Below are 14,468 nucleotides of genomic sequence, written 5' to 3'. Positions count from 1 at the left end.
ATACCCCTCACCCTAACCCTCTCCCCATGGGGGAGAGGGAATAAAGCACGTTACTTTTATTATTCGACGGACACGTTTTCGAAGTGGTGTTTGCCCAGTGGATCAACCACGTAGCCTTTAACTTCTTTACGCACTGGCTCGAACACGGTGGAGTGAGCGATGATCAGCGCTGGCGCCTGATCGTGCATCACAACCTGAGCCTGTTTGTACAGTTCAACACGCTTGTTGTGGTCGTCGGTGGCGCGAGCCGGCTGAATCAGATCTTCAAACGGCTTGTAGCACCAGCGAGAGTAGTTGGAACCGTCTTTCGCCGCGGCGCAGCTGAACAGGGTGGCGAAGAAGTTATCCGGATCCCCATTGTCGCCGGTCCAGCCCATCATGACGGCCTGGTGTTCACCGGCTTTAGCACGCTTCAGGTACTCGCCCCACTCGTAGGTCACGATTTTGGCGGTCACGCCAACTTTCGCCCAGTCAGCCTGAATCATCTCAGCCATGCGGCGAGCGTTCGGGTTGTATGGACGCTGAACTGGCATCGCCCACAGGTCAACGGTGAAGCCTTTGTCCTGACCCGCTTCTTTCAGCAGCGCTTTCGCTTTTTCAGGATCGTAGGTGTAGTCCTTCACGTCATTGTTGTAGCCCCACATGGTTGGTGGGATCAGGTTTTTAGCCGCGGTGCCCGCGCCCTGATAAACGGCTTTAATGATCGCTTCTTTGTTCACCGCGTAGGTCAGCGCCTGACGCACTTTCACGTCGTCAAACGGCTTCTTCTCGGTGTTGAAGGAGAGATAGCCCACGTTCAGGCCAGCCTGTTCCATCAGATTGATGTTCTTGTCTTCTTTCATACGGGCAATGTCGGCCGGGTTCGGGAACGGCATCACCTGACATTCGTTTTTCTGCAGTTTGGCATAACGCACGGAAGCGTCAGGCGTGATGGAGAAGACCAGGCGATCGATCTGCGGCTTGGTACCCCAGTAGCCCGGGAAGGCTTTATACAGAATACGGGAGTCTTTCTGGTACTGCAGCAGCTGGAATGGACCGGTACCGATTGGGTTCAGGTCTGTTTTTTCCGGGGTGCCGGCTTTCATCATATTGTCCGCATATTCTTTAGAAAGAATAGAGGCGAAGTCCATGGCCATGTCCGCGAGGAACGGCGCTTCTGGACGCGCCAGCACGAACTGCACGGTGTTATCGTCGACTTTCTTGATCTCGGTGATCAGGTCAGGCAGGCCCATGCCTTCGAAGTATTCGTAGCTGCCGCCAGAGACTTTGTGATACGGGTTATCTTTGTTTTTCTGACGGTCAAAGGAGAACACAACGTCGTCGGCGTTGAAATCGCGAGTCGGTTTGAAGTCTTTATTGTCCTGCCACTTCACGCCTTTACGCAGGTGGAAGGTGTAGGTTTTACCGTCCGGGCTAACGTCCCATTTTTCAGCCAGGCCTGGGATGATTTCGGTGGTGCCGGTTTTAAATTCCACCAGACGGTTATAAATCGGTACGGAGCTGGCATCGTAAGTCGTGCCGGAAGTGAACAGCTGTGGGTTAAAGCCCTCTGGGGAACCTTCTGAACAATAAACCAGGGTTTTGGCTTGTACGCTTGCTGCAACGGTCATGGCAACCAGGCTCAGACCAAATTTCAGCATCCCTGACTTCTTCAAGGAAATACTCATTATTCTGCTCCAATTATGTGTCGTGTTGTGTTTTGTAACCGTCTGACCATTGTTATTGGTGGGTGGTCGGTACGGTGTGCCCGGAGGCGGTGGTGAGGCTAGCAGTTCCTTTCGCGAGTCATGCATGGAGGTAGCACAGACGGTCCGTAAATAGCCCCTCTCGTCCTACAATCTGTCAACAGATTAAGGAAACGTCAATACAGGTCACGGGGATTTACAAGCAAGGTGGGATTCGGCGGGCAAAGATTAAAAAAACCTTCCGGGGACATTTCCAGCAGGGAAATTTATGCTACAGGCTTGTTACCAGAATATTGCACTGCTTAATTTGCAACCTATAGCGCGAATCGATTGTCCGGAATAGGTAAAATTTTGTGTTAAACGATGAATTGTTGCACGATTTATTTTGTGATCTGCATCGCTCACAGCGGAAAATGCTGTCTGCCATCATAAGCGGCGGCGCAAAAAACCATGCTTTTCCATAACCAAATACGATGAATTATATCCCGCATAAAAGCATAACCACGGCAGTAAGTGAGGGGCGGAGGCGGTTCAACCCTTCCTGGCTGGTAATCCCCCCTTATAATTAATAGGGAGTCTGGCGAGGTAAATTTAAAGTATTCATCCAAGTAATTAATTCGTTATATAAATACGTACGATAATTGGAAGATTCCTAAAAATAACAAATTGACATTAATTTAATATCTTAATAACCTGAAACAATTATTGGCTTCCTGCAATTGTTAACACTCTCATCAATACGCTGCTGTAAATGGAATGCCTGCAATTTTCACCTGTTGATTTATGGACCTCGCGCCAATAATGGCGTGAAAATTAAAGGGAATTTCTGTGCGCGTTCTAAAGTTCTTTGTTTATGGCGGTATTGTTTTACTCTCACTGCTTCATTCTGGATATTCCGCCCCACTGGCTGACGAGCAGCTTATTCGACAACAGGAAAGCCAGCGTGCTCGTGAGGCGCAACTCGCACCGCCGGTGCCGGACGTCAGGCTGTCACCGCAGGCTACGCCTTCTTTCAGCCTTGATTTTCCAAAGGAAACGCCTTGTTTTCCCATTCGGCAGGTTGAATTACAGCAGCGCGAAAAAATACCTCGCTGGCTGCCGCTGCAAAAATTAGCCAATCGCGGGGTCGGGCATTGTCTGGGTGGTAAAGGCATTAATAAGTTAATGAGCGTATTACAAAATCGTCTTATTGATAGCGGCTACGTCACGACCCGTGTACTTGCCCCTCAGCAAAATCTTAATTCAGGTAAGTTAATTCTTACTATTTTGCCGGGCACTATCCGGCAGGTGAGATTTACCCCGCAAAGCGGGCATTATGTTTCGTTATTAAATAGTTTCCCGGCAAAACCAGGTGCGCTACTGGATTTACGCGATATCGAGCAAGGCCTGGAGAATTTCCAGCGCGTACCCACCGTTCAGGCCAATATGGAAATTATTCCCGGGGAACAGCCGGGCGAGAGCGATATATTACTGGACTGGAAACAGTCGCGTATGTGGCGGCTTGGCCTGTCGCTGGATGATTCCGGGAGCCGAAGTACAGGGCGCTATCAGGGCGGCGTAACGCTTTATGTTGATAACCCGTTAAGCCTCAGCGACACGCTTTACCTTAACGCCGGCAGTGCGCTGCAGCCTCACGGTGAAAAGGGGACGCATAACTACACCGGGCAATACGCGGTGCCTTTCGGTTACTGGATGACGAGCCTGACGGCCAGCAGCAACGACTACTACCAGACTATCGCCGGGCTGAACGGGGATTACCGCTACCGGGGAAAAAGCAATAACCTCGCCTTTCAGCTAAGCCGCGTCCTGCACCGCAGCGGCAGCCAGAAGACCAGTTTTACCTACGACATTATTACCCGTGAGTCGAAAAACTTTCTCGATGATACCCAGATAGACGCCCAGCGCCGTAAAACCGCTGCCTGGAAAGTGGGGTTACAGCATCGCCACTATATCTACGCCGCTACGCTGGATGCCGGTATCAGCTACCAGCGAGGCACCCGCTGGTTTGGTTCGATCCCTGCTACCGAAGAGTATTTTGGCGAGGCAACGGCGCTGAGCAAAATCCTGCTGATGAACGCCCAGCTTGAGTTGCCTTTCGCGCTGGCAGGGCAAAACTTCCGCTACAACGTGCAGTATATGCGGCAGAAGACCAACACGCCTTTAACACCGCAGGAGCAGTTTTCTATCGGCAGCCGCTGGACGGTGAGAGGCTTCGACGGCGAGCGTACCTTGAGCGCGGATAACGGCTGGACGGTTCGCAATGAATTTGGCTGGTTTACGCCGCTGCCGAGTCAGCAGCTCTATCTCGGCGTGGATTACGGGGAAGTGAGCGGTCACAGTAGCCCTTATCTTGTAGGCAATCACCTGGCGGGCGGTGCGCTCGGGCTACGCGGGCTGTTACTGGGTGCAAGCTACGATATTTTCGCCGGTATTCCACTGTCAAAGCCGCAGGGTTTTACCACCGACCCGGTGACGTTCGGTTTCAATCTGAACTGGCAATATTGAGGACTCAAGGATGAATAAGAATCTCTATCGCATCGTGTTTAACAAAGCGCGTGGCGTGCTGATGGTCGTGCCGGATATTGCCGCCTCGGGTCGAGCTGTCTCCTCTCCATCCGAGGGAGTGGGCCATACTCAGCGCCGTTGCATGAGCCGCCTCGGGCGTATTAGCTTCAGTCTTTTACTGGCGATGGGCTGTGTCAGTACGCCGGCCTGGGCAGACATCGTGGCCGACGGCAGCGCGCCAGGCCAGCAGCAGCCGACCATCATAAACAGCGCGAACGGCACACCGCAGATCAACATCCAGACGCCGAGCGCGGCCGGGGTTTCCCAGAATAAGTACAGCCAGTTCGACATCGACCAGAAAGGGGCGATTTTAAACAACTCCCATCAGATGACCCAAACCCAGCTGGGCGGCATGGTGGCGGCTAACCCGTGGCTGGCGAAAGGCGAGGCGAAGGTCATTCTGAACGAAGTGAACTCGCGCGATCCAAGCCAGCTCAATGGGATGCTGGAAGTGGCGGGGCGGCAGGCGCAAATCGTCATTGCTAACCCGGCCGGGATCACCTGTAACGGCTGCGGTTTTATCAACGCCAACCGCACAACGTTGACCACCGGGCAGGTGCAGCTGTCGAACGGCCAGATAACCGGTTACGACGTGAGCCGGGGCACTATTACCGTACAGGGGCGAGGGATGGACAGTTCGCGCCAGGACACGACCGAACTGATTGCCCGGGCGGTAAAAGTGAACGCCACTATTCAGGCGAGAGAGCTTGAGATAACCACCGGGCGGAATAACGTCCGCGCCAGCGATCGTTCTGCGACGGCGAAATCCGATGATGGCAGCGCGCGCCCACAGTTTGCGGTGGATGTGGCGCAGCTTGGCGGCATGTACGCCAATAAAATCCAGCTGAGAGGGACGGAATCCGGCGTCGGCGTACACAATGCCGGAACAATAGGAGCCTCGGCAGGCGACGTCGTGGTCAATGCCGATGGTTCAATCACCAACAGCGGCCTGATCCAGGCCAGCAACAACGTGCAGCTTGCCTCACGCAATGATATTTCAAGTCACGGCGTGCTTGCTGCAGGGATGAAAGCGGACGGTACCGCCAGCGCGGCGGGCGACCTGGCGATGCAAAGTGAGGGCAAACTCACCGTTAGCGGGCAGAATAGCGCGGTAAACAAGCTGACGGCGAAGGGCACAAGCATTGATTTTAGCGCCAGCCAGAACCGGGCGGGTTCTGTGGAGCTAGCGGCAGCGCAGGGCGATGTTCATACCCAAAAAGCGAATGTCGCGGCGCAGCAGATAACGGTCAGCACCAACGGGATGCTGAACAATGACGGCGGCAGCCTGAGCGCCGATAAACTTAACCTTACCGCCAGCCAGCTTTCCAATCGCCAGGGTTTGTTACAGCAAAGCGGAGATAGCGAACTGACGCTGGCTCATGCGGGCGGCATTGATAACCGCGGCGGAAACATTGTCGCAAACAGTAAAAAGCTGACGCTTAGCGGGGCGAAACTTGATAACCAGCAGGGAAGAATTCAGGCAGATGCGGTCGAGGTCAACACCGCGAAGCAAAGCCTGAACAACCAGCAGGGCGTAATCGCCGCCAGCAAAAGCGTGAAGCTGCAAAGCGGCGGGCTGAACAATGACGAGGGGCTGGTTCAGGCTGGGACTGATTTAGCGCTGGACCTGCAGGGCGGCGCGCTCAGCAACCGCAACAGCGGCAAGAAAGGCATTTTCAGCAATGGCGCGCTGACGGTAAACGGTGGTGCGTTAGACAACCAACATGGCGTTATCGCCAGCGCCGGGGGGCTCCAGCTCAACGGCAGCCAGCTGAATAACGACGCGGGCTCGCTCCAGTCCGGCTCAACGCTGGACGTTAACGTGCAGGGCGGCAGCCTGACAAACCGCAGCGGCGGTAACTTGTCGGGCAAAGGGGCGCTAAGCCTCAAAGGCGGAGCGCTGGATAATAGCAGCGGCGTGATAGCCAGCACGCAGAGCCTCAGCCTGAACGGCAGCCAGCTAAACAATGACGCCGGCCTGCTCCAGGCGGGAGGGGATCTCTCTCTGGATTTAGCGGGCGGTACATTCACCAACCGCAACAGCGGGAAAAACGGCGGCGTTCTGAGCCAGGGTCAGCTTACCGTGCAGAGCGGCGCGCTGGATAACAGCGGCGGGTTTATTGCCTCCGGCAAAGACGCCAGCCTGACCACGCTGGCGCTGAATAACACCTCAGGCACGCTGGCAAGCGACGGCACGCTTTCGCTTATCAATGAGGGCATCAACAACCAGCAGGGCCTGATTCAGGCGGGCAAATCGCTTTCGCTGGATACTCGCGGCGGAGCGCTGGTAAACAGCCATGGCGAGCTGACCTCAGGCAAGCATCTGACCCTGCTGAGTGGCGTATTGCTGAACGACGCCGGGCGGATCGTTGCCTCGGAAGATGCGCGGCTGGATACCCTCGGTAACCCGTTCAACAACCAGGCCGGGACGATTGCTGTCGGAGGTGAAGCGAGCATTACCGCTCACGCGCTCAACAACACCGGCGGGCAGGTTCAGGTGGCGGGTAACCTGCAGCTCACGACGCAGAATGCGCTGGAAAACGGCAGCGGGCTTATCCGTAGCGGGAAAACTGCGACGCTTAACGCCGCCAGCATAGTCAACCGTACCACTCATTCAGACCAGCAAGGCATCGAAGGTCAGTCGGTAACGCTGAATACCGGCTCACTCAACAATATCGATGGCGCCGTTCGCAGCAGCGATACCCTGACGCTTAACTCGGGTGGCGTCCTGGACAATACGCGCGGCCTGCTTTCGTCCGGCAATCAGTTAACGGTGAACGGCGGCCAGAGCCTGGCGCTGACCAACAGCGCGGGCACGCTCATTGCCGGGAAGATGCTTACGCTGGATGCCGGGTCAGCGACCGGCGACGGCAAACTTCTCTCGCAGGATGCAATGGCGCTGAACCTGCAAAAAGCGCTGCTTAACGTCGGCCAGATTATTGCCAACGGCAACGTCAGCTTCACTTTTGCCGAGGGGCTAATTAATGAAGGCCTGGCGAAAGCCGGGGGCGTAATGACTATGAACGTTCCGGCATTGCTCAACCGTGCAAACGGGGAGATAAGCGCCGGGGAAACTCACCTGCTGGTAAGCGGGGCGCTGACAAACTGGGGGCTGCTGGACGGCGGCTTAACCCATATCAGCGCCGGCACGCTTAACAACTACGGCACCGGGCGTATTTATGGCGACCGCGTTGCCCTGCAGGCAGGAACGCTAAATAACGAAGCGAAAGACAATGTGGCCCCCGTTATCGCTGCCCGTCAGCGCCTGGATTTGGGCGTTGGAACGCTAAATAACGTCGGCCACGCCATGATCTACAGCGCAGGTGATGTGGCTATCGGCGGCAGTCTCAACGATCAATGGCAGGCTCAGGGGCAGGCGCTGACGTTCAATAACCACAGCTCGACGCTGGAATCCGCCGGTAATATGACCCTCAATATTGGCGAGATTAATAACCTCAATGACAACCTGAAAACACAGGTACTGGAGACGGAAAACTCTGCGCATCACGAAGCGGCGCTGAAAGGTTCTCCGACGCATTACGACTGGAGTAAGGTCGATACCAGTAAAAAGAATAAGTACGGCGTGCATACGGCTAAGATGCCGGACGGTTCACAGAGCGAAGAGTTTTATGAGTACAACTACCAGCGGACGGTGAAAGAGACGCAGGTCGTGGAGACCGATCCGGGCAAAATCATCGCCGGCGGCAACCTGACCATCAACAGCAATCAGCTGAATAACCGCGACAGCACGGTTGTTGCCGGTGGGCTGCTGGGCGGCACGATAGTTCAACTGAATAACCTGGCAACCCTGGGCGAGCGTGTGATTACCGACGTGGGTAGCCAGACGCGCTGGTATGCCAAGAAGAAGAAAAAGAAACTGGGCGGCACCAAAACCAGCCAGGGGAAAGACACCAGCAGTTACAAACCGGCCGTGATTATCCAAAAAATCGATCTGAAGCAGATGGCCTGGCAGAGCAACGCCCAGGTTAACGGCAGCGGCACGGCTATCTCAAGCCGCGATACCGGCGGCGTCACAACCCATATTATCGACCCGGGCAAGCTGGATGCAGCGCTGGCGCAGCACCCCATTACCGCCCCGCCGGGGCAAAGGGTGGAGATTGCCAGCGGCCCGGACAGCGCGATTAGCATTACGCAGCCCGATCTTCGTTTGCCCGATAATAGCCTTTATCAGCTGCGCCCGTCGAACGACGTCCCGTTCCTGATTGAGACCGACCCGCGCTTTACCAATCAGAAGCAGTGGCTCAGCAGCGACTATATGCAAAGCCAGTTCGCGCTGGACGGCGGGAACATCCTCAAGCGGCTGGGCGATGGCTTCTATGAGCAAAACCTGATCCGCCAGCAGATAACTGAACTGACCGGGAACCGCTTCCTGAAAGGGTTTGATAACGATGAGAATCAGTATCAGGCGCTGATGGATGCGGGCGTGGCGTTTGGTAAACAATACAACCTCACGCCGGGCGTGGCGCTGACGCCTCAGCAAATGGCGCTGCTGACCAGCGATATGGTCTGGCTGGTGAAACAGGACGTGACGCTGCCTGACGGGTCGGTACAAAGCGTACTGGTGCCGCAGGTCTATGCCCGCGTGCGGCCGGGCGACCTCGACGGCAGCGGGGCGTTGATGTCCGGCGGCAACATTGCGCTGAACGTGAAAAACGATCTCACTAACAGCGGACATATCAGCGGACGCGAAATTACGCAAATCACTGCCGAAAACATCACCAACAGCGGCTATCTTGGTGGAAATCGCGTCAGTCTTCAGGCGCGGACCGATATCAATAACATAGGCGGAACGCTGCAGGCCAGCGATGGCCTGATTGCCGTGGCTGGCCGCGACATCAATAGCACCACCACCACGCGTGGAGATGGCACCAACAGCTGGATCGACCGCCCTGCCGGTATCTTCGTGCAGAACGATGGCGGCGAGCTGGGGCTGCAGGCGCTGAACAACATCAGCCTGACCGGCAGCCTGGTCAGCAACAGCGGCGCAAACAGCAAAATGCGGCTGCTGGCCGGCAATGACCTGAGCCTGAACACCGTGACCACCACCCACACGGAATCCGGCGACTGGGGCGGCGGCAACGACCGGCACGTCGTTCAGACAACGGATGTCGGCAGCCAGATAAACGGCAACGGCACCGTGGCGTTGAGCGCCGGGCACGACGTGAACGCCCGCGCGGCAAGCGTTACTGCGGCAGATAAGCTTGCGGTGGCGGCAGGCAACGATATCAATATCACCAGCGGCGAGTCGTCGTATCAGGTCACCGAAAATAGCCGGCAAAGCTCCGGCGGCTGGCTGTCGAAAAAGACCATCACCACCCATGACGACGTGAAGGTAACGGACGCGCTGGGCAGTACGCTTGATGGCGACAGTATCACCCTGCAGGCCGGAAATAATCTGACCGTGAAGGGCAGCAGCGTGGCGGCAACCCATGACGTTAATCTGTCTGCCGGCAACGACCTGACCTTAACCACGGCTGAAAACACCCGCCAGGAAAATCATCAGTATCAGGAGAAAACCTCCGGCCTGTCCGGCACCGGCGGGATTGGGGTGAGCTATGGCAAGAGTGAGCTGAAAACCACCGACGGCGGCAAATCACTGAGCAGCACCGGCAGCACGGTAGGCAGCACCGCCGGGAACGTGAACCTGAGCGCCGGTAACGCGCTGACGGTGAAAGGCTCAGAGGTGCTGGCGAAGCAGGGTCTGCTGCTGACCGGGAAGGACGTGAGCATTCTTGCGGCGGAAAATCAGAGTACGCAAACCCACATCACCGAGCAAAAAACCAGCGGCCTGACGCTGGCGCTGTCCGGCGTGGTGGGGAGCGCGGTGAATCAGGCGGTGAGCCAGGCAAACTCCGCCAGAAAAGAGAGCAACGGCCGCCTGGCCACGCTACAGGGCGTGCAGTCGGCGCTAAGTGGTGTGGAGGCTTACCAGGGGAATCAACTGAATAACGCCGAAGGCGGCTCGCCGGGTAGCGTGGTGGGCGTGAATCTCTCCTGGGGCAGCCAGTCGTCGACATCGACCCAGACGCAGACGTCGAACCAGAGCCAGGGCAGCCAGCTTACCGCCGGGAATAACCTGACGATTAAGGCAAGCGAGGGCGATATTCGCGTACAGGGCAGCGAGCTACAGGCGGGCAAAGACATGCTGCTGAACGCGAAGCGTGACGTGGTGCTGGAGTCCGCGCTGAACAGCCAGAAGCTGGACGGCAAAAACGAAAGCCACGGCAGCGCCTACGGCGTGGGGATCAACTTCGGCAGCGGGGCGAACGGCATTTCGGTTAACGCCAGCGTCAACAAAGGCAAAGGCAACGAGAAAGGCACCGGTACCTCGCATACCGAAACGACGCTGAATGCAGGGAATAACCTCAATATCGTCAGCGGGCGCGACACGACGCTGAGCGGGGCGCAGGCGAGCGGTAACAGCGTGAAGATGGACGTGGGCCGCAACCTTCAGCTTACCAGCGAGCAGGACACGGACAATTACGACTCTAAGCAGACCAATATGAGCGCCGGAGGGAGCGCAAGTCTGGGCGGTGGTTCGTTGTCGCTCAACGCCTCGCGGGATAAAATGCACAGCACGTACGCGTCGGTGCAGGAGCAGACGGGCATTTTCGCCGGTAAAGGCGGGTTTGATATTACGGTGGGCGAGCATACGCAGCTGAACGGGGCGGTCATCGGCTCGACGGCGGATGCCGGAAAAAATAAACTGGATACGGGGGCGCTGGGCTTTAAGGATATTGAGAACAGCGCGGAGTACAAGGTAGAGCACCAGAGCGTGGGCATCAGCTCGGGCGGTAGCGTGGGCAGCCAGTTCCTGGGGAACGTGGCGAGCGGGCTACTGGTGGGGGCGAACGGCTCCGGCAGTGCCAGCTCCACGACGAAGTCGGCGGTGAGCGAAGGCACCATCGTTATCCGCGATAAAGAGAAACAGCAGCAGGATGTGGCTAACCTGAGTCGTGACGCGGAGCACGCCAACCAGACGCTAAGCCCGATCTTCGACAAAGAGAAAGAGCAGAATCGGCTGCGTGAGGCGCAGCTTATCGGTGAGATTGGGGTGCAGGCGGGGAATATTGCGGCGACGCAGGGCAAAATTGAAGCCACCCGGGTGGCGAACGAGAAGATGAAGAGCGTCACCCCGGAGCAGCTTCAGGCGGCGAAAGAGGCGTTGATTAAAGCTAACCCGGATAAAACGCCGACTGACGCAGAGGTTGCCAGCCATGCTTATCAGTCGTTCTATGACAGGGCGTTTGCCGACTCTGACTTTGGCACGGGCGGGAAAGTGCAGCGTGCCATTCAGGCGGCAACGGCAGCGGTGCAGGGCCTGGCAGGTGGCGACCTGGCCAAAGCGGTGGCGGGCGGTTCGGCTCCGTTTATCGCGAATATCATCGGCAGCAGCGGGCTGGACGCGGGCGGAAAGGTACTTGCTCACGCGGCGGTGAATGCGGCGCTGGCGGCGGCACAGGGAAATAATGCACTGGTCGGCGCGTCGGGAGCGGCCACGGCAGAGCTGGTCGGGATGGTGGCGACGAATGCCTACGGTAAGCCGGTCAGCGAACTGACTGAAACAGAGAAGCAGACGGTAAGCGCGCTGGCAACGCTGGCGGCAGGGCTGGCGGGTGGATTAACCGGTAACGGTACAGCAGATGCGGTCGCAGGGGCACAGACCGGGAAAATGACGGTTGAGAATAACTGGCTGAGTGAGAAAGAGGCTCGTCAGCTTGATAAAGAAATGCAGGAATGCAAAAAATCTGGTGGTGACTGTAAAAAGGTGGTCGAAAAATATATCGATATCAGCAATAAAAATAGTAAAGAACTGATTGATGCCTGTACCGGTGGCGGTGTGGCTTGTGTGAGTTGGGAGGAGCTGATTCAGGCAAACACTAACGTTGCTCTGGATGCGAATAAGCATCAGGTAAGGTTAAGCGAGAAGCTGAAAGATCCGGATGCAGCGGCAATAGTAAAATATCTTAACGGCTCGGATCTGAAATTCCTGAACGATAATATCACAACCAGTGATAGAGTTATGGATGTGATTATGACACCAACGTCCTGGCCGGTAGCGGTAATGGGGGGCAAAGCGATTATTACTAATGCGGTGAATAACTCCAAAGAGTTGCTTGTTGCTGTGGGTATTACGGGGGCAGCCAGTGCAGGTATTCAATATGGAACAACAGGTGAAGTAAAACTGTCTGACGTAATTGGTTCAGTAATTGTTGGCGGGATTACAGTCGGTAAGGGATATAATCCTACGGTGACATGGAACGCAGCCAGTGGTTATTACCAGGCTGAAATTAGTGGTGATGATCCGTTTATAGGCACTCTGATGAGTAAGGCAGGCGCTTCAGCGGGTTATGTTGCAGGAAATATAATTAAAGTACCGATGGACAAAGTTCTTAACCCAGTATCAAAGCAGTACGAATGGGTCCCAACAGGAGTATGGACAATTACTAAACCAGTGCCACAACATCCTTTACCATCTATAGTCGGTAATATGGGTGATTCTGCTGCATCAGAACTATTACCGAAATATTTAGAAAAAAATCTGAGGCAAATAAATGATGAAAAGCCTCGTCGTGTTAGCTAAGGTTTTCTTACTAATTGAGCTTGCTATTTGCTCCATTGTCACGTTTTTTTTCCTTTTTTTTGAAGGATTAACTTATCTATCTGAAGGTACTTCTTATTTTTATAACTTATGGAAAGGATTGAGAGGCGCTACTTTTGGATCTATCCCAGCAAGTATTATCCTATGGTTTTTTTACTATGTAGTGCCTGCGCTAAAAAGTAAGTAAGATCTTATCTAGCAATAAATCCCAACCCTCCACGGTTGGGTTCTTTACTTTATACACCAGTCAGTTAGCTCTTTACCGCTTCGGTTTGCCGATCACCTCGATCAGCTCCGTCACCTGTTGCTGCTTGTGGGCGGAGAACTTACAGATCTTCTTCAGGGTCTGCATAATCTCCGGCTCTGGCGGGAGCAGCTCTCTCCGGTGGCGGAGTCGGAAGTGGCTCCCAGGCAGTCAGTATCAGGCAACCGGGCACCACCCGCGCCTTGAGCAGCGCCCCTGTCTCAAACTTCGCCTAATCCCTGAACAGCCAGAAACTGGACGGCAAAAACGAAAGCCCCGGCATTTCGGTTAACGCCAGCGCCAACAAGGGCAAAGGCAACGAGAAAGGCACCGATATTGGGAGGGGATCAGGAGGTATTTTGAGTACAGTAAGTGCCGGGACAGGTTATATCGTTGGTAACATAATCAAAGTTCCTTTTGAGAAAGTGCTAAATCCAATGTCAAAGCAGTACGAATGGATACCTACAGGTGTATGGACAATTTCCAAATCTGTACCTCAAAGCTCAGTGCCATCAGTAGCAGCTAATGTTGCAGACTCTGCAGCTTCTGGTCTTTCCAATTATGCTACGAGTGATAAAAATGTGGAGGCAAAAAAATGATGAAAGTACCAACATGGAAATTGGTATTGTTATTTTTTTATTCCTGCGCAGCCGTTCCGGCTACTATGTTCATATTGAGCTTAGTATTTCAGTGGATCCTTGCCCCCGGAGTTGATGTTGATTTTTTTAGCCATGAAAAAGTGCATGTTGCCGTCAAAATGGCAGTTGTAGGTTTCTTTTTGGGGATATGTCTATGGCTTTCCTATTACTTGTCCTATAGAAAGCGAATGTTAAATAAATAAGTTATTGTTGAGAATAATGCGCTTAGTTCAACTCAGGCGCTGGCCTTCGATAAAGAGCTGTCGGACTGCCGGAAATCTGGCGGTGGCTCGCTGTTGCTGAACATGTCGCGGGATAAAAGGCAAAGCACGTATCTCAGGCGTTTTCTTCGCCGCGTTAAGTGCATGCTCTTTTCAGGCCGCAGCGGAAGATTATAGCCGCGTCGATTGCAATCAGGTGGAAGTCAGAAAGGCGCTGATTGAAGCTTATAACGACGTGCTGGACTCCAATAACGCTGGGGTAAAAGTGATTGATGCTTACGACCAGGTTACGGTCAAAGCCTGTAAGGATAAGCTCGAGTGCACCGGGACCTACGATTTCTCTGACGGCGATTCTGGTAAAGTAAAATACAGAACCTACCTGAACAGCATGGGCGAGCCGATTGAGGAGTTTGTGCCTGTAGAATAATAACCATGAATGCACCCGCAGGTGCTTTCAGGCAGAAAATAAAGCTCATAACCTTCAGAGGTTTT

At 54.8% G+C, this 14,468-nt stretch carries 7 protein-coding genes; 5 read left to right on the top strand and 2 right to left on the bottom strand.

The window, feature by feature from the left end:
- Positions 1–59: 59 nt before the first annotated feature.
- Entirely contained in the window at positions 60–1,667 is a 1,608-nt protein-coding gene (gene dppA / locus AAIE02_RS13690) for a dipeptide ABC transporter periplasmic-binding protein DppA (RefSeq protein WP_008457607.1), read from the bottom strand.
- Positions 1,668–2,513: 846 nt separating this feature from the next.
- Between dppA and AAIE02_RS13685 the strand changes: the two genes are divergently transcribed.
- On the top strand, positions 2,514–4,190 hold the full coding sequence (locus AAIE02_RS13685) for a ShlB/FhaC/HecB family hemolysin secretion/activation protein (protein WP_498532769.1): 1,677 nt from the start codon (positions 2,514–2,516) through the stop codon (positions 4,188–4,190).
- Between the two features lie 10 nt (positions 4,191–4,200).
- Positions 4,201–12,855 (top strand): hemagglutinin repeat-containing protein, encoded by an 8,655-nt coding sequence (locus tag AAIE02_RS13680; protein ID WP_498532768.1) that lies wholly within the window; start codon positions 4,201–4,203, stop codon positions 12,853–12,855.
- A gap of 277 nt (positions 12,856–13,132) precedes the next feature.
- Here AAIE02_RS13680 and AAIE02_RS13675 read toward each other — a convergent pair whose 3' ends face one another.
- Positions 13,133–13,225, bottom strand: a complete 93-nt coding sequence (locus AAIE02_RS13675) for a hypothetical protein (protein WP_498532767.1) — start codon at positions 13,223–13,225, stop codon at positions 13,133–13,135.
- A gap of 251 nt (positions 13,226–13,476) precedes the next feature.
- Between AAIE02_RS13675 and AAIE02_RS13670 the strand changes: the two genes are divergently transcribed.
- The 3 genes from AAIE02_RS13670 (at position 13,477) to AAIE02_RS13660 (ending at position 14,403) form a co-directional block, all read left to right on the top strand.
- Positions 13,477–13,716 (top strand): hypothetical protein, encoded by a 240-nt coding sequence (locus AAIE02_RS13670; protein ID WP_498532766.1) that lies wholly within the window; start codon positions 13,477–13,479, stop codon positions 13,714–13,716.
- Complete coding sequence (locus AAIE02_RS13665) at positions 13,713–13,958, top strand: hypothetical protein (RefSeq protein WP_336983224.1); 246 nt, start codon at positions 13,713–13,715, stop codon at positions 13,956–13,958. The genes AAIE02_RS13670 and AAIE02_RS13665 overlap by 4 nt, the downstream gene beginning before the upstream one ends.
- Positions 13,959–14,172: 214 nt before the next feature.
- On the top strand, positions 14,173–14,403 hold the full coding sequence (locus AAIE02_RS13660) for a hypothetical protein (RefSeq protein WP_498532765.1): 231 nt from the start codon (positions 14,173–14,175) through the stop codon (positions 14,401–14,403).
- Positions 14,404–14,468 lie beyond the last annotated feature (65 nt).

The sequence above is a fragment of the Cedecea sp. Ae19-4 genome (assembly GCF_059801165.1).
This window is presented reverse-complemented; position numbering and strand designations above follow the sequence as displayed.